Raw genomic sequence first — 18562 nt, 5'->3', positions numbered from 1 at the left:
CGCGATGATAAAAGCGTTGAACAAGCTCACTGGGTTAGGTATGCCTGAAACTTGCTGTATTGACTAAGAAACGCACGAAATGGGGCTGCTCTGTCTCTAACTGAATTACGCAACAAAGCCGTGCTGATGACACGCAAACTTGTCACCTCGCGATTCAGATAAAATGAGTTGTAACTTTATCTACCCGTTAGCTACATAAATTTCACATTAATTAAAGCCAGATCAATATGAACATTTTCATTGCAATCATGTAAAGCATGAACCTTATCTTTAATTAAATGCATATTTTCAAAAATATTATTCAGCTCGTTATGGTCAAATTTATCCTTTGGTAAGGACACGCCTAGACATAGTTCTTCGTTGTTTAGTCCAATCCAGCAGCTTCCAAGTAAGTCCCGCTGCATATTTAAACTTAACCAATCACTCATCTTATATTGGTCTACAATGACATGTAGAGGGGTATACAAGGTAAATAAATCTGATTGCTTTGGCGATTCTAGAACCCAAAGGCTTTCCTGATTATCGATTATTTCAATCGCATCGGATTCAACGGGGATCTCAATTCCCCATAGTTCAGCAAGTTCTGATAATACGGCTTCAAATTTCAACATTACACCTCAATAATTTACTTTGCGAAAACAAGGGATCACGTGCGATCATCAAGTTTTGTTTTTAAGCTTTGCTCTGTAGCCATTCGTTCGAACTTAGCAGTGCATCTAGTTGCTTTTTCGCTGGAGAGGCGATGGTAAATGGCCCCAATTTATAACTTTGGCAATCTGATTTTAGTGATTCAACTTGCTTTGCCACTAAATATTGCATCCAAGGTTTATTCGATAGGTCGGTTAATTTCATTGCCTCCGAACTGGTTGATATATCGTCTTTCAGTGCCTGTAAGTGTGAAATATCCATATATTGATAAGACAGACGTTCAGCTTCGTTTTCGGCACCTTTAGGGTGAAACAGCTGAATTAGTCGGCTTCTCCAACTTGGTTTTGGCTCTAACAATAGAGGTTTTAGATTCGTCAATTTTGCCATCATTCTATCTACATCAATATTTAATGGGTTAATGCCGAGTGTGTTTACATTGGCGACTTCGGCTTCATTTGGAAGTTTTTCGATATGGAAGCCAATGTTCTGATTTAACCTTGATAGGTGATTCTCGAATGAGTCTGTCTTTTCTTTGATTACAAAATTACTGCTTACAATGTTATCAAAGTCCCCAATACCGTAGGTTTTGTTCGTATCGAATAGCGTGTGTTTACTTTGATCATTTACAGGTAAATCTATGCTAGGGCTTAGTTCTTTAAACACTGTTCCTTGCCCTCTAAATTCTGTTTTTCTTTGTAGTTCGTTATTTTTATCAACAGAATTAGTTCTGTTCACTGCTTTTACTAAAGCTTTTTGGAAGTTACGACATTTTAAATCTGCTTCTGGAAACTCTTTTACATTAGACTGGTAGAGGTTAGTTTGAAGTTCAAGCTTTTGTAGCTGTGACGGTAATTGTTTCTGTTTTAGTGCATTAAGTTGTTCTTGTTCGCTCACTTCCTGTTTTACTACTTTTTGGAAGGTTGCAGCGGTTTCGGTAGATAAGTTGCTTTTTAATACCACCTTCAGTGTTGTAGGCAACAGTTGAGACATAGGACCTAGCGTAGAGGCCTTGTTAACTCTCAACATCTGCCCTAATGTTGTCTTATTTGTTAACGCTTTTTTTACTAACTTCCCTAAGGAACCATTAGGGGAGTGCTCTTCAGTTAGCTTACAAAACTTACTTGCAAATTCTTCAGCCGTTTTAGGTAATGATTCAAGTTGGTAACACCCATTAGAGTATGTCATTGACCAATCATAAGAATAGCTCTGTGCGTATTCAGCATGTTTAGTGCTTGAGCTAGCATATGCGTTAAATAGTGATTCAAATTCTTTCTTGATAGAAGTGCTCTCATGCTCATAATAGTTTTGTAACTTAACGTCTGTTACTTGCTCTTTAGTCGCGTTTTTTTGATTGTCAGCTTGCTTGCTCTTTTCTATGGTTGTTTTTTCTGATGAGCTTATGCTGCCCTTAGATGTCTCTAGGCTTGGTTCTGATGTTACTCCTAGTGAAGTAGGCGCGGTTTTTGATGTCACATTAGTATCTGACACAGGCCTATCAACTAAAGGTGATACGACCGATGGCGACTTGAGTTCGATAGTATCTTTATGGCCTTTCTTCGGTGCTAGAGAAATAATCTCGCTGAAAGATTGTTGGACTAGAGCTTTAAATTTAGGGTAGAACTCACCTTTAGTTGGAGAGTGTCCTTTTGTTATATCTGAAAGTAACTGTTTAAAGCCCCCGACTTTACTTGGAAGTGGGCAGGTGACGTTGAAATCTTTGCTTACCGTTACATTCGCAATGTTTGACAGTTCTTTTACTCTTTTCTTTTCACTGCCAGGTTTACTTATCAAATACTCGGATAAAAAGTTTTCTAGTTTTTGTGAAAAAGACATTTTGTTTTGCGAGTAGAATTCTTGTGTCCCTTTTGGTGATGTATAGGCGTGATTGAAATGAGACTTGCCAGTCGTTGGGCTTGCGACGCTTGAACCTATAGAGGTTTGTTTTGCTGATGAGGCATGTACACTTTTTACGATACTTTGAGTTGATTCTGCGTGGTTGCTTTTCTTTATTGCTGTTGAGTTCATCGGTTGATGAATCGCTGAGATAGTAGGCATTGTGACCTCTTAGAACCTATATAAACACCGAGAGGGTAGTATAGGTTAAGAGTGCCAAGGGGGGCTCTCAGTATTGGCCTATTTTTTTTATATATCGAAATGAAAGGGGGCGAGCTACCTCCTTACCTTGACTAAGAACAGCTAGATGAAGTAAAAACGATAATTTATAAGAACCAGTGATTTAGCCAGTTTGCTATACTCCCCCCCTCCTGCTGTAAGTATGCTTGCAAGCTGGCAACTCACTAAATCCAATAGAACCGTTACTAAGCTCTGCTCTCGAAGACTTCAGGGGGTAAACACAGACTCTGACGACAGAGTCCGATCCTTGTTTACCCACTGCGGTGAATCCAAACACTTCGCAAAGAGCTTTACAGCATAACTCTTCTTGAGCATCAAGAACTGTTCAGGGGAACCTCACACTAGAGAGCTTAATTGCGTAACAAAGACGATTAAATTCATTTGTTCTTTGTGCTACACATCACGACAGTTTAGAAAATCAACAAAATAAAAGCCACTTTCGACATCGTAATTATACTATTTGTTGTTTACTAGTAAGATAAAACAGAAGGAATAAACGATGAACACATTACAAGTTCTAATAAAAGAGTTTAGTGAAATAAATGAACTACCTCCACTTTATTTTGCTGAAGAAAATCGTTGCCAATTATTAGTTGATGATCGTTACGTTATTTACTTTAGTGAGGCAGATCAAAACGATTTTGTTTTATCGGTGGTTTTTGGCGGTCTCGCAAAAAGCGGTGAACTGAGACTGAAAGGTCTTGAACTCATTGCGCATGCTAACTATTTCGGTATCGCGGATGGGAGCTTGACCCTTTCACTTGCACCAAATGGTAGGCAATTGGTTCTTGCGGGCAGAAAGCCGATTGAGTACTTAAACGCAGCGAGCCTATCAACTTGGTTTCACCTTCTAAATGAGCAAACCCTACTCTGGCAGGCTCGATTTGCAATGTTAGACCAAGACCCAACCCAATTTATCAATCCAGAACAATCCCACATTGAGACACTTAGAGTTTAAGGAGTTCACCCATGGTAATTTCAACTAGCCAAAGCCAGATTCCGAGCTTGGATCAATTTCGTACTGTCGCGGCACAAAAAGATAAGCGGGTGATCAGTAAGCACGGTAAAGCCAAAGAGCCGTCGACCTTTCATAAAGGGCAAAAGTTCACGGCAGTGAGTGACACCATATTGCGATCTACATATCAAAAGTACCACCAAGAAAATATTAAGACCCACCTTGATTTAAAACAGGCGCTGCTAAAAGAAGAAAAACCAGAAACGGCATTATTGGCATTCTCTCTTGTGAGCACAGCAGGGTATCGTGGCGAGCCTTTAACTGCGCGTAAGGTCCTCGAAGTCGTAAGCCTATTAGATGAAGTGAAGATTGACGATAAAGCTTATAAAAATCTAAAAAGCACGTTCGATTCGATCAGCAAAGACCCACGCTTACAAGTCAGCATCGAAAACCAATACCCAGGCAAAATGGACGGCTTAGGTGCTGAACTGCTTGAGATGGCAAAAGAAACAATCAAAGGGACTGGTATCAACGCAGTAATTAACTTGGCGTTACCAGGTGTTGGTTTGTTGATCGCCACGGGGCGTGAATTACATAAGTCGGCAGTCAATGGTGATGCTGAGGCGCACTATCACCAACTAGAACAGATTGCGCAATTGCCCGGTCATGACCAAAGGTTGGCATTGCCGATACAACAAGCATTAGCGCACGAGCACGCCACTCAATCTGCTGAAGGTGCGGTTGGAGCGACCTTAGGTATGGCGACGGGAAGCCTTGGTGCATTTGGTGTCACCTCTGTGGGCACAACTGGTGTCCTTGTTGTTGCAAAAGAAGCGCTAGGCAGTGTAGCAGCATCTGGCTTAATCACTGGTTCTGGGTTTGTAGCCGGTCAAGCGAGTTCCTACTGTCTGAACAACGAAGTTCAAGAGCAAATTCACCAAGAACCTATGTCTGGTGTGTTACCTCGAATTGAAGTGTCTAACAGCAAAGGGAAGTTCTCCTTTAGTATGCAAGATGCTGCATCAGGACGTGCTTTGATTGCGTACCTAGGCCCAAAAGAAGACAAATCTATGACATCACCTCAAGCACCGAAAGAAGCTCAGGATATGGAATTGGCGCGCTTAACGCTTAAGAAAATGTTGGGCTCTGATGCAAGTGAGAACTTGGTGCCAGATGTTGGATCAACGAATAAATTGAGTATCGAAGATACACCGAGCCAAACTGAGTCAGAGGCCAACAGTGCACTTAAGAAGTTGCTCAAAGAAGATTGGGACTGGCTAATGCCAGCAGTAAGATCTATCGACCAAGGAAAGGCACAGGATATCAATAAGACGTTGACTTACAAGCTCCCTCTAGATACACCGAACGGACGAGTATACTTGGATAAAAGCCCGAACCTCGATCAAGGCCAACTCTCGGCGCTAGAAAAGCTTGGTTCACCAAGTCAGCTAAGGTTGATGTACTTAGCAGAAGGCTGGATTTAATCGTCAATATCATACCCAAGTTATTGACGATGAAATTTTTCCGTTACACGCTCCCAAAGGACGAGTTCCCTTGGTTTGTATACCTTGTTTAACAGTTTTTGATTTATAAGCATTGGCTCTACAAATTGTTGCCTCGCTTTCAAAACCCGACATTCTCGCCAAGCCAAGTATCTCGGGCAATAGATTTGAAAGAGGATAAGCAACTCAAGCTGAACTGAAGAACAGTTTCAATAGAATCATATATAAGGTTGGCCGTTGACGGATAGTCCCTCATTGTGTGCCAACCTTTGATATTCGAATAGCCTATTATTATCCGTTAATTTGATATCAGCGATGATTCCGAGCCTAGACGAGGTATTGAAAGGGCCCCGCGATAGTTAATCGCTATTGGCTTCGCAATCAAATGCCACTTAGCTTGTACTCAGTTTTTATCTGCCCCAACACGAGCTTATTTGATGAAGCATAAGCACTGATCATATGAATGGTGTCCGATAATGTATTCACGAATATCAAACCAGCCTTTTGCGCCCGCACCGCACATAACGAGCCAAAAAGGACTTCAAACAGGCAATCAGTAACACCCATTAAAGTAAAAATATGATCTAATTGAGGTCGTCGAACTCTTGCAGAAAATAGCTATGGATAGCCTTAATAAGACAGATTTTAAAAAACTAGCAAGCCAACAAAAAACCATTCAAATGAAGGTTTGTTTACTAGCACTTGCCCACTTCAAAGAAGGTCACTAGCACACTCAAATTGCTAAATACCTCAAAGTCAGTCGAACTAGTGTAAACAAATGGGTCCAGACATTTCTTGAAGAAGGATTGGAAGGACTTCAAGAGAAACCTCGCACAGGCAGGCCTGCATATCTCAATGTAGAGCAACGAAAACAACTCAGCGCGTTCATTAAGAAAGAAGCAGAGTCCCCTTCTGGCGGGCGCCTTGTCGGGAGCGATATACATGATTACATCGTGGAAAACTTTGATAAATACTACCACCCTAATTCTATCTATTATCTTCTCGACCACATGGGCTTTTCTTGGATAACTTCTCGATCCAAACACCCCAAACAATCACAGCAAATCCAAGACGATTTTAAAAAATTCAAAATAGAAACGATCCTTAAGATCTTCGGTCCTATTGGGCTGGAGAGTGTTGATGTCTGGTTTCAAGACGAAGCTAGATTCGGACAACAAAACACAACGACACGCTTGTGGGCTGAAACAGGAACGCGCCCAAGGGCGCCAAAACAGCAGCAATTTGAGTACGCTTACCTGTTCGGTTCTGTTTGTCCTAGCTGAGGGATTGGAGAAGCTATGGTTGTGCCTTGGGTCAATAAAGACATTATGATCTAACACTTAAAGCAAATATCCGATATCACAGACAAAGGAAGGAAGGCATGCTGTAGTAATAATGGATGGCGCAGGTTGGCATACCGATGATATCGCCCACAAATTTGATAATGTCAGTATCATCAAACTTTCCCCATATTCGACAGAGCTTAACCCGATAGAACAAGTATGGAGTTGGTTACGACAACACTACTTAGCGAACCAAAGCTTCGAAGACTATGAGGACATTGTTTCCAAGGTATGCGTTGCGTGGAATAGGTTTCTTGAAGTGCCGAAAAGGGTATCGAAAATGTGCGCTAGAGAATGGATAGACTTGAGCAGTTAATTTTCCAGATTGATATCACTTACATTAAAAAAATAAAAGGAGCAAAGTAATACTGCTCCTTTTTGGTAGTAAATATTAGCAACCGATTATGGAATCTTTAGTCCAGTTTGTGGCTAGAAAAAATCACTTCAGATGGTGGGAACATGTTGGAAACCGGTGGATGAGCAATATCACCAAACATTCTCGCACCAAATGCTGAAGCTGCCCAAGGGTCTACAATTTTCACATCTTTATTCCATGAGCTTGGGTCTTTGATATCACTACCGTCCTGTCTACCAACCAAAACATACAAGTGCGTGCCTGAGTGTCCTTTCTTGAATGCCACTACTTCGACCTTAGTGTTTTGATTCGCATCACCCTGCATCCCTTGAATCATTTCAGCGGCCGCGGCAAAGGCAAACGTAGTACAGCAACCGGCTTTTGCGTCCTGAACGGATTTCGCAATGTTTTGAAGTGTCCCCATCTGAGGGCTATTGCCTCTTTGAGCCGCCACTTGAACCATGTTTGCTGACATGGTCGCTTTTTTATCTTGTTGAACTCTTGCTGGATTTGCGTAGAAGCCTTCTAGTCTTGGCTTCGCTTTCGCTTGATAGAACTCAGATCTCTTATCACCGAAGGTATTAAGGTCAGTACAAGCGAAATCACCCAACTTTTGCAGTGTAGCTTGGTGCTTTCTAATCAAGGCATCTGCTGGAGCGGTTTTACCTGCGCTGGATGGTTTTGAAGTGCTTGAAACACTTGGCCAATTCTCTCTAGGCCCTGTCGATAATCGCTCTAGGTCTTTAAGGTTTCCAAGAGTCAACTTATTTTCACCATTCAGTACGTTTTGCATCATAGCTTTGGCGACACCTTTTGGCAGACCTTGCTTAACCAATAGATCAACGACGATCGATTTCGCTTTGTTTTGGTGATTGATACGAGAGCTTACGCTTGTGTTTTTCGGCGCACCTTCTTTAACAAAGATGTCCTTGCCTCCGTGAGCCCGAACTTCTTTGTCGTCCGATTGGTTTTGTGTAGATAACTGTGCAGTGAGTTCGCTCAGCGAATGCATATGTGATGTATTGATATTTACCATAACCCTAACCTTTTAAACAGAGATGAAAGTATGCAGCTTTTTATGTTGCTCAATCGATTGAAACTGAGCCGTTAGATATTGCTTCCACAGTTCACAAAGCTCCATAAGCTGAGTAATCAGGATAGAAACACGACTCACTTCTGAGGTAAGTGGTATACTTATCTGCATGTGTACTTCATTGTTTTTAGGGTCTATACAGAACTGTACCCCACCTGACTCCCGGTATAAGAAGTTATATTCCAAAAGTGTTTTCAGTTTTTTAATTTCAAATGACTCTTCATCTTGGCAAACCTTGATTGAAAGTAACAGTTCTTCTCTCTCATCCAAGCCTTGAACTTCAATCTCTTTGCCTGCAGACATATATACTGTCCACATTTGATAATCATATGCAGTCACCCGTTCAATATCGAGTGTGTTACCAAGCTCAATTAGTAAGGTATTTACCTTATCCATACTCACCTACCATCCTGATATTTAATATTGATGTATCTATTTAAAATAAAAGATATAAAATTTCGAATTTAAATACACCTATCACATTATTTTATTTTCCATTGTTGCTGGTTAATTTTGTTAGATTAACCGTTTTTAGAAAAACAAATTCAGTATTCTGAACGAACGTTACTCTCTTATGAGGCGATAGTTAATAGAGCCTTTAAGATAATCAGAGTTCCCGTTGATGTAAGTATTGTGCTCAATAACAGTCACAGAATATGCCAGATATGGTCGGCTTTTTTTCATTTTAAGCCGTTTATAAAGATCGGATGGGAAGCTAAGATAAAACTAGAGAAATGGTAGAAAGGTACAGTGAATAGAAAGTAAAGCTCAAAAAGCCCAGCGTTTTTCTGAGCTTTCGAGAGTTAAAGATAAGCACGTCAAGACTGTATCTGTTGGCGCTCACTGAATTGCTTAGTGATCACCTGCTTAAGAGCTTGCAGTTGCCCGTCGATACTGGCATCGATAATACCGACTTCAGTTTCCAGTATGCACCCACCATTTTTGAGTCTCGCATCTGCAATAACGTCAACATAGCCGACCTCCGGGAAGTCACTGAGTATTAAGGAAACCTTATCTCGCACCTCTGTCACTTGCTCGGGGTGCACGTGCAGAATCACTTGTTTCTGATTACTGACCAGCTGAAGCGCTTCCCTCACCACTATTGCCGTTGTTTCCACATCGTCGAAACTACTGATAATTTTGCTTACGGCATCAAGCACTACGCCAGTGATTTTCTGTTCGACTAGCAAGTAGTACTCATTACATCGTGCAAGCGTTGACATCATAGTTTCTGCGCTCTCTATCTTCGCTTGATCGATACCATCCTGGTAACCACGCTGTCTTTCTAACTCATAAGCATCGTCAGCTTTTGTAATAATGCTCTCGGCTTTAGAGTGTGCAGCTTCAACCAAGTGTTGCGAATCTAAATAACTCACATAATCCTTTGCTTTGAGAATCTTTAGACCTGTAGCCAACTGCAAGTTGTCAGTTTTTATTTCAACAAATGAAACCATTGAGGGATTACCTGTTTTGCGATTTTCTTTATAAGTCGATAAGCAAGATCTCGATGCGTTTCATCGAACCAATCAGCACTGAGTTTTGTTTGGGTTAATGAACAATCGAGCTTGAACTGCCACCTTTGTACAAGCTCTGATGGTGATTTCTCCAGTAAAAATGTGACCCATAGATACCCAAGTTCACGGGCTGCCTTTTCAAAGCTGGCTTCATCTAAACTCGCCGGCAATGTTTTTTGCCAACCGTTTGGCCAATTTGAGATCATCATTGGCCCGTGTTGAATTAAAAAACGCGTTTCATCGACACCAAAAATATGATTGAGGCACTGCTTTGGTTGTTTCAAGACAACTTGGCGCATCGATTCACAATACATTGCCCCACCAATCAGCAACAGTAATTTGTTAGTCGTTTCAACTGGAAGTAACACCAAACTATTAAATGGATGATTAAAAACATGATCAGTAATCGTTGATAGCTGCCATTCTTCAATACACCATTGATTGATCGCAGCCTGGTGTCTCCAGTCTTGGACTCGTAATAACCAAGGCTGTTTCTTGCTTATCCAACTCTCATCAATATAACTGCAAGGACAATAATTAAACTGATGATAAATCTGAGAAACTGGCGTATCAGAATTAACCACGTTGCGCATTCCTACGACACCATGCAAACGTCGCTGCGTTAGAACCGATGATAAGTAGTAACAAGAAAACGAGGATAGCAATCAAGTTGCTTGCCGTGTCCTTGGTCACTTGAATAGACAAAATGCTTTCAAATTGCTTGCTTTGAGCCGTCACACGAACTTCCGAAGATGGTACTATGACAACGCTAATACGTTCGTAGTTAAGCCCTTCAATACTATTGTTCACTAACTGCTTAATTTGAGGTACATAAGAGTCGAGTGCCACATCCGCTGCGTGTTTAATAAACACTGATGCAGAAGCAGGAGTTGGACGTTCACCTGGACGAAGGTTTTTATCTTCAAGTACAATGTGAACGCGTGCCACTAACACTCCATCAATTTGTGACAGCGTTGATGATAGTTCTTGCGATTTCGCGTATATAAGCCTCGCCCTTTCTGCAATCGGAGACGAAATCAGGTCATCTTTCGGAAACACTTCTTTGAGTGTTGAGAACTGCTCTTTCGGGTAGCCTTTACGTTTCAGAGCATCAACCGAAAATGCGACTTGAGCGTTATCTACCATCAATTTTATGGTGTTGTCTTTATCCGGTTCTTTGGTTGCCACGACCCCCTCAGAAAGCAGAATAGACAGCATTTCATTGCCTTCTTTCTGGCTTACTCCAGTGTATAGCTCCGTCTGACAGCCAGCTAAAAATAACACGAGTAACATGCACACGGCACGTATTGTCTTCATCATGACTATTGGGCCTTCAACAATGTTTCTACATTCTGTGTCGTTTTACCTACCGTCTTGGCAATCAGCTCCTCTTGAAAGGTAATTCGACTCAACGCCCATTGCATCTGCAAGAGCTGAGCAGGGTCGTCACCAACCATTGCCATGCTATCGGTTAAGTTAGTTTTTGCATTGTCGATGGTGTTTTTCAGTTCGCTAATGTTTTCTAACAAGCCACCTTCTAAACCGTGGTTTCCCTCAGGCGATAGCATCGCTTGCTCGAAACGCTCACTAAGTCCCGCTTCAGCTTGTGCGTCTTGCACTTGCTCGAGGTTGGTTTGCATCACTTCTGTGTACTGCGTATTAATCATATCCGTTCCTATGAGAGGTCTAGTTTGTGGCTGTAACTCAACATGTTCTTGACCATGGCATTCTTTTGTATAACAAAGCTCAGTTCTTTTCGGACCACCTCCAATACTGTAGCTTGGGCAGGGATGTCTTTCAACTCACCCCAACAGTGCCAAAGCGCTTGTTCTTTTTGCGCACCAAGTGGGAAATGTTCAGAAAGCAACGCTTTCAACTCTCGGCGGTCTTTAGGGGGAGTCGCTAGCAAGCGCCCTGAAAAACTGCCCAACAGCTCATGCTTAAATAATGCCAACAATTCTGGTGATGCTTTATCAGTGCCTTTTGCGCTTTGTTCCTGACTAAAGGCATACCATAAGGCTTTTTTTTTCTCACTAGGCGAAATAAACGCGTCTTTAAGCGTTCTGCTAAGCGCTGCTGCGCTGAAGTCTCCAGAACGTTTTAGTGCTTCGTACCACTCTTTAATAGCTGCTGTTCTACCTTTAGACCGCGTGACACTATCCGTATTTTTTTTCGTAGTCGGTATGTTCTTATCTGGTGGGTTCTCACTCATCAAACGGTTCATCTTGTTCGCATCAGGTGTATCATTCCGGGGTGCTTTCGGCACCTGACTGAGCATGTTGTTGATTCCGTGGCTTTCAACCTTCATTAAAGGTTCCTGATGTCTTTAGAAAAACTCATGGCAAAGGCTTGGTTTTCTTCATTGCCTTTTAATGCCATATCTAACCACGATTCGGCTTTGCTTAAGAGCCCAGCTTTTCCTGCCGCTAGCGCAGCCAGACCGATTAAGTCTGGGCGTGTCACGCAAAGCGGTTCAAGTAAACGATGAGCGTCCTCGTACAAGCCACGATTCATCAAACTCATTGAACGAATCATAGCAACGACTTCTTCTGCATCACCTTGCAACTCAAGGCATTCCGCAATGGTATTTGCCTCTTCATGACGATGCAGACCGGTTGCCATCAACGCTGTCTCAGCCAGAAGTAAACACATGCCTTTATCCATAGGTTATACCTTCTGCAGAATTGATTGCATCACGTCTTTGATTGCACGTGTTGTGGTCGCATTGATGTTATATACCACAGACCATTTGTTGATTGTATGCTGTAGCTCTGCAAGCTTTGAAGGATCGTCTGCGTTCGTTTCTAAGTTTTTGATCGCGGTGTTTACCGCTTCATTCGCTGTTTTTGATTGCTGTAACAATTTAGCTTTAACTGCGTCGAGGTTAACGCCTTTACTCGAATCATAAAATGACATATATATCGCCTTCTTTTATTTGTTGTCTAGAAATGTTTCAATTACCGTTAATGCTGCTTGATAAGCCTCGTGCTGTTTGTGTAGCAACTGGTATTGTTTTGGTGAACAGCCAAGATGGAGCTGACGCTTTATCGCTGATTGCGCTTGCTTGAACTTAAAAATGATCACCTCTTTTTCTTGCTGCCCTGAATCGCCTTGTAATAACTGCTCAAGATTAGTCATTGTTATTTTCACCTTCATACTCTAGATCAATAGTGATTACCCGCCCGCGTTTTACGAGTTCAATTCCTGCCGGAGTAACGCTTGAAATACGGTACCCTTGAGGAGTGCGAGCTCCTACCATGTAACGAACATTGTCAGTGAGGATGACATAAGGAAATAGGCCAAAATTCACGCTACGAAACGGAAAATCGATGTTTGTTCCTTTGCTCACTTTAGGAATAGATTTCAAGACAAGATATGGTTTCTCGCCATACTGCTCTCGAAAATCTCTCGTTACACCATAAAATCGAGTTGTTTCAACATCATCAAGCTCGCCACGAACTTCAATACGATCACCGCTAGTAACAAGCTGAACTTTCTTTAAGAGCTCCGCTTCTCCTAACAACTCTTTTAGAGTAACCATGTATGCCCCCGCCCTTTGTAGGTCTACTTTCCAAGCGATAAGCCCTGGGACATCTCGTTCTAAGATCTGCTCAACTTGGTTCCAACGACTTGCATCATCAATGTAACCCGTTAACAGCAGCGTACCTGTCTCGTTACCATTTTCTACTTTTACTTGGTGATAACCGAGGTTTCGTAAGATAAAACGCACACCACGACGTATCTCTTCCATCGTTCTCAGGTCACTCTTGTAGTTGATACCTAATGCATCAATTCGACCAAGCAATTGTACCTTTTGCGTTCTATCTTCTACGTAACCTTCAAGTACAGCCTGTAGAGCATTGGCATTCCATTCAACGCGAACATCGTTCAACTCGAGTTCACTAAGAATATTGCGTACCAAGACTATCGGCTCCGCTTCTGTGATTACGTCTTTGTCGCTCGCATGCACTTGGTCGTACCAAATACCTATAAAGATAACGCTTGGGATCAGGCCACAAATCAATCCGATGAGCAGCATTTTCTTCCAACCCGATGATGGTTTATGGCCAATTGGCTTCGCTTGCTTGCTTGCTACGTCATTTGCCATCTCAATAACTAAATCATCTTCCAAATAACCAACAGCAAAGGTTAAACGACCCACAGAAACCAAGGCTTTTCGCGACAAATCAACGCCACCGGCATCAACGGCGATAATTTCGTTATTGATTGAGACTTCTTCACACTCACGTAGTGAAACCGTTTCACCATCGCAAACTAAAACGAGGTGACTTGCTTTAATGCCAGAGTCGGTTAAGACTAAATCAGCGGTAAAGTCATCACTACCCAATACCAATGAATCGTTGGGTAAAGTGACTTCCACTCCGGAATGAACACCGGAAAGAATACGAATTTTCCATTGTTGCATTGAGGTTACTGCTCCTCTAATGGTCGAACGCAATGATTCTCTGAGCCATTACACTCTTTAATTTGTACTCTCCACCCTTTCTGCCCCGTAGGAAGCTCACATTCTGCTAACAACGATGACTTTCCTTGTGACAACAAATCTTGCTGATAACGTACTGCTTGTACTTCCTTTGTACAGCTGTACAAAGCAAGTGCTGATTTAAGGCCTGCACTGTTATTGGAAATACTATTCAACGTGCCAATCTTTGGCCTTAAGTCATATTCATTTCCGATAAGTACGTTGTCTCCGATACCATCGACAACAATTCTTGGTTCTATAATGAACATACGTACTGTTCTTCTCGTGGAGCTTTCCGTGCTTCTAAACAAAGCGCCGAGGTATGGAATATCTCCTAACAAAGGAACTTTTCGAAGCTTGTTGCTAATTTCATCACGGTATACTCCACCAATCAGCAAGCTTTGCCCCTGCTTTACCGTTGCCAAAGTACTAATTTCTGTTTTACGAATTGAAGGAACACCATCAATGTCACCATCGGGGATTTCCGCACCATCTTCTAGATGCAGACTCAAATTGATTTCAGGTCTTTCAACCAAACGGTCGCCAACGATGCGAGGTACAATTTTCAATAACGTTCCATAAGTCACTTTCTCTAGTGCTGCGGTTTCTTTGCCTATCAACTTGACATAAAATGTACTGCTGTTATTAAGGACCGCTTCCACATTTTCTTGTGTTAACAAGGTTGGTCTGGAAACCACTTGCGCACTACCTCTAGATTCAAGCAAACGAATTTGAGCCAATAAATAATTTAGGTTCGTCGCATCAAGCAGAGACTTAAAATTTTGCCCACTACCAAGCTTGACATCACCATTACCTACGTCACCAGTTGTTTTGAGGTCCAAAATACTGTTGTTACCCACTGCAAGACCAGCTCGCCAGTCAACACCCAACTGACTTAAGTCATTAGCACTAATATCAACGATAGAAAGTGCGACTTCGATCCTTGACTGCGGTTGATCTAACTGCGCCACCAACTTGTGATACAGCGGTAATCGAGCTTTTGTATCACGCACAATGATTGCATTTAAACCTGGTTCTGCTTCAACCGATGCACCGCTATGTAAAGAGACATTATTAGTAATTTTCTTAGGCGTATTGGTTATTACTTCTTCGTTCTTTTTCGCCACTTTAACCTGAGTTTGAACACCTGAAAGCACTCGGCTTAGTACCGAAGCAATCCCAGGAACCGTGACACCTTGGTCACGATAACTGATCTCTCGATCTGTCGCAGATGCATACTTCAAGGGAATAATATCGACAAACAATTCATCTGTTGAATTGGATTTCTGTACCAGTCTGCTTTCCAGTGCTTCTGCCGTTTGCACAACTAAATCGACGTATCTCGGTGGGCCAGCTAAGTAAACCAGCCCCTTATTTTCCGCTGCACGCCAGCCGTAACGAGAATCCCAAATCCCTGTCGAGATCAGGGTGCTACGTAATTCGCGAGCTGTTAACAGTTCGAGCTGCAACAATCGTGAACGGGTTTCTGTCGCTTTGTATACATGCAGCACTGCACCGTCGAAATACCACATCAAGTTGTAAACCTGTGCCAGATAATCGAGAAACTCGGCTGGATCTTCTGGTGAAAATCGACCACTGGCTCGGTCATTTACCTTGTCGCTAACCGACACTGAAACACGGTAGTTTGCGCCAAAGTTATTCAGCAGTTCTTTTAGTGAATCATTGTCCGCGTAATAACGAAACGGTTGATCGACCCAATCAAGCTCAGAGGTATGTGAAGGAACTGCTATTATCAAACTTGAAACGTACACTACTGACAGCACGATTCTGCTTATTTGTGACTTTAAAACTGCAAGCATTATGGGATCCAAACACTGTGACTAACAGTATGATTAACACGTTGATGTTCGAGCAAATCATTGAACTGCTCCACTAAATTTACGTGCTGAGCAAGCTGCGTGCAAAGCTCTTCTGTCGTTGCACTTTCCATAATCATCTTCCCTTGCATAATCAACTGTTCTTTGTCATTCACCGTCAACGTGCTGCGTGTATCTCGCAACGTTTTCAAGGAGAGCTGCATACAATGTTTTAGCGCCTGCTCTTTTTGAAAATCAAGGTGCGATTCAAAATAAAATGGGAGCACGGTTTCCCACAAGATCCATGATGAGTGCTGGCTAATATTAAGCTGCATCTGGTCAACTTCGATATCATAGGAACCATTACTTGAGGCAATAAAATCCCCCTCCCTTAACGTTTCCGCTAGGGATTTCATCATTTTATCTAACATATTTAGTCCTATTTAAATCTGCCTGAGATTGTTACAAGCTTGCCCGCACTTATTGTTTTGAATATCAACGTAGTAATGATCCACTCTGCCAACGGTTTGCATATCTTGAAACCATTGCCAAATTTTAGCGACGGCATTTAGATCGCTGAACACAAGCTCACATGCATCCCAAATATCGCTCAGCTCAGGAGCTTGTACTCGAGCCTGGCTACACCATATTTTCCATTCAGATATAAATTTATCTGATATTCTACTGTACTCAGATAAGTCCTTGAGTTTATCTAGAGTTGGCTTCCACTCTTCAACTAGTGCTCGATGAGATTCAATAACTTGATTTTGTTGCTCATTGAGAACGCGAAGTTGGTCATGCAATTCACTATGCTGATTCTCAATGAGATCCAACTGTTGTTCAGCAAAAAATGTGCTACTCGCTTCTCCGGACAATCTCATCCAATACTCTTTCTGAATACTCAGTTGATTGATTAACTGTTCAAGCTTGATGGAGTCTTGTAGCGCCCTCTGATCCGTTTGCTGATTGCACCATTCATTTAAGGTTAAATACATCGAAAGAATTAGTGTCTTAGGTGACGCTAGATTGAAGCGGTAACCTAATCGCTGATTAATGTAATCCAGTCTTTGTTCAAAAGAGTTCAACACCCGTTCGTCACTTAGTTGCCCACCCACTTCTAAGAAAAGGCGCATAGCAGAGCGGTCTAAACACGTTCCAAGCTTTTGATATGTTTTAATTAGCTGACTTGCACATAAACAATCAACAACATTACGATCAAGCAAGCGCTGCAGTAAAGACAATTGGTCGTAACTCAGAACACCTTCACTGAGTAGCTGTCTGTGGTTTACATTAACAACGTTAAGCTCTTGTGTTGATTTAGGTAAGCCCTCGTACCTTGCGCCTCGCTGCAATACAGTGACCTTCCTCTGCAGCACAATGTTGTTAGGAAAAAGCGAACGGCGTCGCCAATGCTGCTTTTTCATTTTAATCTTCTCCGTATCTACTTCCAGCAATCCAGAAGGAAGTAGAGATAATAGTTTTGTTCATCGTTACGCTGAGCATAATAGGGTTTACACCCGTTAATGCCTTTCAAAATTAGTCAGAAAATTTTAGTCGTCAGACATTTCGCTTAACAATTACTACCGGATCATCTCCAGAACGGACCTTACTTGGTGTCGTTCCAAAGCGACGACGGTAACTTTGTGTAAAGTAAGACTGGCTTGAAAACCCCGCTTCCATCGCAACATCGACAATGTTCATCTTGCTTGTGAGCAATAGTTTGTGAGCGTGTAATAAACGACGTTCACTGATCCAAGCTCTAGGGGAGATACCATAATATTCGTTAAAAAGCTCTTTAAACGTAGTCAGACTCGCACCAAACTCTTGAGCATAGTCTGTCAGTTTCCACTCTTTAAGATAATGAAGATCCATAAAGCGACGGAGTCTCTCTGAGGTTCGATTTGTCAGTTGTGATAACAACGCGTAGAGGTGTTCACCTTGGTCACCATGCAGTAACAAGATGAGCATTTCCTCATACTTTAAGCGCATAATAGCATCAGGAAAAGATTGCTCTTCTAGAGTATTAATCCCTAATAACGTCTGTTCTATCAATAAGTTTAGAGTAAAAGGGAATAATCCAGACTGTACATCCTCAACCTTTGGCAACGACATCAAAAGGTCACTATGCTTTTGCAATAGTTGACTCACCAGTTCATTGTCAAATTCGATAACCGAAGCCGCATATTGACCGCCTATCGGTGTGTATTCTAGTAAGTAATCCCCTTGAGAAAGATAAACCCCTCGACCAGCGACCACGTCTAGCGTACAACCCCCGGTTTGCACCCTCAATTGACCATTGTGAACGATAACAATATGAGACTGGCTAGAATGAAACACTTCATCGTATTTTTCATAGCAGCACGCACCATGAATTTTTCGCAAGTGCGAGTCGACCCTTTCGGCGTTTAGTCGGCCTAACACATCCATTTTCTACCCTTCATAATTTTAATTCCTCCAGTTCAAACAAGAGAAACTGTCGAAGCCAGCAGTGCGATTGCAAATGCAGACCGATTACCAATAAAAAGTCCATAACACTACCATCCAACCCGAATAATAACGAATAACCAAGCGCTAACTTCGATAGCAAAAATAATTCTGGCAAAAAAGTATTTTTGATATCGTCGTGACATATTTTTGATAGTTAATTAGTATTTTCTAATTTTCAACTAGGGCGTGTTGATCTTTGCTGTACATTTCGCGTTCAACAATACATCGGTAG

At 41.9% G+C, this 18562-nt stretch carries 19 protein-coding genes and 1 pseudogene; 3 read left to right on the top strand and 17 right to left on the bottom strand.

Annotated features, from left to right (window positions below):
- Nucleotides 1-191: 191 nt before the first annotated feature.
- The gene (locus AB6C75_RS19865; protein WP_017096482.1) at nucleotides 192-611 is read right to left on the bottom strand and encodes a type III secretion system chaperone; all 420 of its coding nucleotides are present in this window, start codon (nucleotides 609-611) and stop codon (nucleotides 192-194) included.
- Nucleotides 612-672: 61 nt separating this feature from the next.
- Nucleotides 673-2703: a hypothetical protein gene (locus tag AB6C75_RS19860; protein ID WP_017100925.1), complete on the bottom strand. Its 2031-nt coding sequence runs from the start codon at nucleotides 2701-2703 to the stop codon at nucleotides 673-675.
- Between the two features lie 577 nt (nucleotides 2704-3280).
- Here AB6C75_RS19860 and AB6C75_RS19855 point away from each other — a divergent pair.
- From AB6C75_RS19855 to AB6C75_RS19845, 3 genes and pseudogenes are all read left to right on the top strand, one after another.
- Nucleotides 3281-3739 (top strand): CesT family type III secretion system chaperone, encoded by a 459-nt coding sequence (locus AB6C75_RS19855; RefSeq protein WP_372108862.1) that lies wholly within the window; start codon nucleotides 3281-3283, stop codon nucleotides 3737-3739.
- 11 nt (nucleotides 3740-3750) lie between these two features.
- A complete protein-coding gene (locus AB6C75_RS19850; RefSeq protein WP_017096479.1) occupies nucleotides 3751-5220 on the top strand; it encodes a hypothetical protein in 1470 nt (489 codons plus the stop codon).
- Between the two features lie 638 nt (nucleotides 5221-5858).
- Nucleotides 5859-6897 (top strand): annotated as a pseudogene (locus tag AB6C75_RS19845) (IS630 family transposase).
- Nucleotides 6898-6994: 97 nt separating this feature from the next.
- On the opposite strand, the gene AB6C75_RS19840 reads toward AB6C75_RS19845, so the two are convergent.
- From AB6C75_RS19840 to AB6C75_RS19770, 15 genes are all read right to left on the bottom strand, one after another.
- Nucleotides 6995-7972 (bottom strand): hypothetical protein, encoded by a 978-nt coding sequence (locus AB6C75_RS19840; protein ID WP_017096476.1) that lies wholly within the window; start codon nucleotides 7970-7972, stop codon nucleotides 6995-6997.
- A gap of 12 nt (nucleotides 7973-7984) precedes the next feature.
- Nucleotides 7985-8425: a type III secretion system chaperone gene (locus tag AB6C75_RS19835; protein ID WP_017096475.1), complete on the bottom strand. Its 441-nt coding sequence runs from the start codon at nucleotides 8423-8425 to the stop codon at nucleotides 7985-7987.
- A gap of 422 nt (nucleotides 8426-8847) precedes the next feature.
- Nucleotides 8848-9483, bottom strand: coding sequence for an HrpE/YscL family type III secretion apparatus protein (locus tag AB6C75_RS19830; protein ID WP_372108860.1), 636 nt, complete (start codon nucleotides 9481-9483; stop codon nucleotides 8848-8850).
- Nucleotides 9462-10136 carry a SctK family type III secretion system sorting platform protein VscK gene (gene vscK / locus AB6C75_RS19825; RefSeq protein ID WP_017096473.1) on the bottom strand — a complete coding sequence of 225 codons (675 nt, stop codon included), beginning with the start codon at nucleotides 10134-10136 and terminating at the stop codon, nucleotides 9462-9464. Before vscK ends, AB6C75_RS19830 begins: the two co-directional genes overlap by 22 nt.
- Nucleotides 10120-10863: a type III secretion system inner membrane ring lipoprotein SctJ gene (gene sctJ, locus AB6C75_RS19820; protein ID WP_029223148.1), complete on the bottom strand. Its 744-nt coding sequence runs from the start codon at nucleotides 10861-10863 to the stop codon at nucleotides 10120-10122. Before sctJ ends, vscK begins: the two co-directional genes overlap by 17 nt.
- 2 nt (nucleotides 10864-10865) lie before the next feature.
- The gene (gene sctI / locus AB6C75_RS19815; RefSeq protein ID WP_017096471.1) at nucleotides 10866-11210 is read right to left on the bottom strand and encodes a type III secretion system inner rod subunit SctI; all 345 of its coding nucleotides are present in this window, start codon (nucleotides 11208-11210) and stop codon (nucleotides 10866-10868) included.
- Between the two features lie 8 nt (nucleotides 11211-11218).
- A complete protein-coding gene (locus tag AB6C75_RS19810) occupies nucleotides 11219-11851 on the bottom strand; it encodes a YopR family T3SS polymerization control protein (protein ID WP_372108857.1) in 633 nt (210 codons plus the stop codon).
- Entirely contained in the window at nucleotides 11851-12207 is a 357-nt protein-coding gene (locus AB6C75_RS19805) for a YscG family type III secretion system chaperone (RefSeq protein WP_017096469.1), read from the bottom strand. The genes AB6C75_RS19810 and AB6C75_RS19805 overlap by 1 nt, the downstream gene beginning before the upstream one ends.
- A 3-nt stretch (nucleotides 12208-12210) precedes the next feature.
- Nucleotides 12211-12459 carry a type III secretion system needle filament subunit SctF gene (gene sctF, locus AB6C75_RS19800; protein ID WP_017096468.1) on the bottom strand — a complete coding sequence of 83 codons (249 nt, stop codon included), beginning with the start codon at nucleotides 12457-12459 and terminating at the stop codon, nucleotides 12211-12213.
- A gap of 15 nt (nucleotides 12460-12474) precedes the next feature.
- Nucleotides 12475-12681 carry an EscE/YscE/SsaE family type III secretion system needle protein co-chaperone gene (locus AB6C75_RS19795; RefSeq protein WP_372108854.1) on the bottom strand — a complete coding sequence of 69 codons (207 nt, stop codon included), beginning with the start codon at nucleotides 12679-12681 and terminating at the stop codon, nucleotides 12475-12477.
- Nucleotides 12674-13969: a type III secretion system inner membrane ring subunit SctD gene (sctD, locus tag AB6C75_RS19790; protein WP_372108852.1), complete on the bottom strand. Its 1296-nt coding sequence runs from the start codon at nucleotides 13967-13969 to the stop codon at nucleotides 12674-12676. Before sctD ends, AB6C75_RS19795 begins: the two co-directional genes overlap by 8 nt.
- A 5-nt stretch (nucleotides 13970-13974) precedes the next feature.
- The gene (gene sctC / locus AB6C75_RS19785; protein ID WP_372108850.1) at nucleotides 13975-15846 is read right to left on the bottom strand and encodes a type III secretion system outer membrane ring subunit SctC; all 1872 of its coding nucleotides are present in this window, start codon (nucleotides 15844-15846) and stop codon (nucleotides 13975-13977) included.
- Entirely contained in the window at nucleotides 15846-16274 is a 429-nt protein-coding gene (locus AB6C75_RS19780; protein ID WP_017096464.1) for a YscB family type III secretion system chaperone, read from the bottom strand. The genes sctC and AB6C75_RS19780 overlap by 1 nt, the downstream gene beginning before the upstream one ends.
- A 12-nt stretch (nucleotides 16275-16286) precedes the next feature.
- Entirely contained in the window at nucleotides 16287-17267 is a 981-nt protein-coding gene (locus tag AB6C75_RS19775) for a T3SS regulon anti-activator ExsD domain-containing protein (RefSeq protein ID WP_372108848.1), read from the bottom strand.
- A gap of 133 nt (nucleotides 17268-17400) precedes the next feature.
- A complete protein-coding gene (locus AB6C75_RS19770) occupies nucleotides 17401-18270 on the bottom strand; it encodes an AraC family transcriptional regulator (protein WP_017096462.1) in 870 nt (289 codons plus the stop codon).
- Nucleotides 18271-18562: the final 292 nt, after the last annotated feature.

This window comes from Vibrio sp. 10N.237.312.B06, from assembly GCF_041464685.1.
In the GTDB taxonomy this organism is placed as follows: domain Bacteria; phylum Pseudomonadota; class Gammaproteobacteria; order Enterobacterales; family Vibrionaceae; genus Vibrio; species Vibrio tasmaniensis_A.
Note: the sequence above shows the minus strand (reverse complement) of the source record. Positions and strands in the feature narration are given on the sequence as shown.

Bases quoted from the DNA above. Each gene is read 5' to 3' on its own strand.
- AB6C75_RS19835 (WP_017096475.1), bottom strand. From the start codon at position 8,425: ATGGATAAGGTAAATACCTTACTAATTGAGCTTGGTAACACACTCGAT.
- sctF (WP_017096468.1), bottom strand. From the start codon at position 12,459: ATGTCATTTTATGATTCGAGTAAAGGCGTTAACCTCGACGCAGTTAAA.
- vscK (WP_017096473.1), bottom strand. From the start codon at position 10,136: ATGCGCAACGTGGTTAATTCTGATACGCCAGTTTCTCAGATTTATCAT.
- AB6C75_RS19810 (WP_372108857.1), bottom strand. From the start codon at position 11,851: ATGAAGGTTGAAAGCCACGGAATCAACAACATGCTCAGTCAGGTGCCG.
- sctJ (WP_029223148.1), bottom strand. From the start codon at position 10,863: ATGATGAAGACAATACGTGCCGTGTGCATGTTACTCGTGTTATTTTTA.
- sctI (WP_017096471.1), bottom strand. From the start codon at position 11,210: ATGATTAATACGCAGTACACAGAAGTGATGCAAACCAACCTCGAGCAA.
- AB6C75_RS19805 (WP_017096469.1), bottom strand. From the start codon at position 12,207: ATGGATAAAGGCATGTGTTTACTTCTGGCTGAGACAGCGTTGATGGCA.
- AB6C75_RS19860 (WP_017100925.1), bottom strand. From the start codon at position 2,703: ATGCCTACTATCTCAGCGATTCATCAACCGATGAACTCAACAGCAATA.
- AB6C75_RS19855 (WP_372108862.1), top strand. From the start codon at position 3,281: ATGAACACATTACAAGTTCTAATAAAAGAGTTTAGTGAAATAAATGAA.
- AB6C75_RS19830 (WP_372108860.1), bottom strand. From the start codon at position 9,483: ATGGTTTCATTTGTTGAAATAAAAACTGACAACTTGCAGTTGGCTACA.
- AB6C75_RS19840 (WP_017096476.1), bottom strand. From the start codon at position 7,972: ATGGTAAATATCAATACATCACATATGCATTCGCTGAGCGAACTCACT.
- AB6C75_RS19850 (WP_017096479.1), top strand. From the start codon at position 3,751: ATGGTAATTTCAACTAGCCAAAGCCAGATTCCGAGCTTGGATCAATTT.
- AB6C75_RS19795 (WP_372108854.1), bottom strand. From the start codon at position 12,681: ATGACTAATCTTGAGCAGTTATTACAAGGCGATTCAGGGCAGCAAGAA.
- sctC (WP_372108850.1), bottom strand. From the start codon at position 15,846: ATGCTTGCAGTTTTAAAGTCACAAATAAGCAGAATCGTGCTGTCAGTA.
- sctD (WP_372108852.1), bottom strand. From the start codon at position 13,969: ATGCAACAATGGAAAATTCGTATTCTTTCCGGTGTTCATTCCGGAGTG.
- AB6C75_RS19865 (WP_017096482.1), bottom strand. From the start codon at position 611: ATGTTGAAATTTGAAGCCGTATTATCAGAACTTGCTGAACTATGGGGA.
- AB6C75_RS19780 (WP_017096464.1), bottom strand. From the start codon at position 16,274: ATGTTAGATAAAATGATGAAATCCCTAGCGGAAACGTTAAGGGAGGGG.
- AB6C75_RS19775 (WP_372108848.1), bottom strand. From the start codon at position 17,267: ATGAAAAAGCAGCATTGGCGACGCCGTTCGCTTTTTCCTAACAACATT.
- AB6C75_RS19770 (WP_017096462.1), bottom strand. From the start codon at position 18,270: ATGGATGTGTTAGGCCGACTAAACGCCGAAAGGGTCGACTCGCACTTG.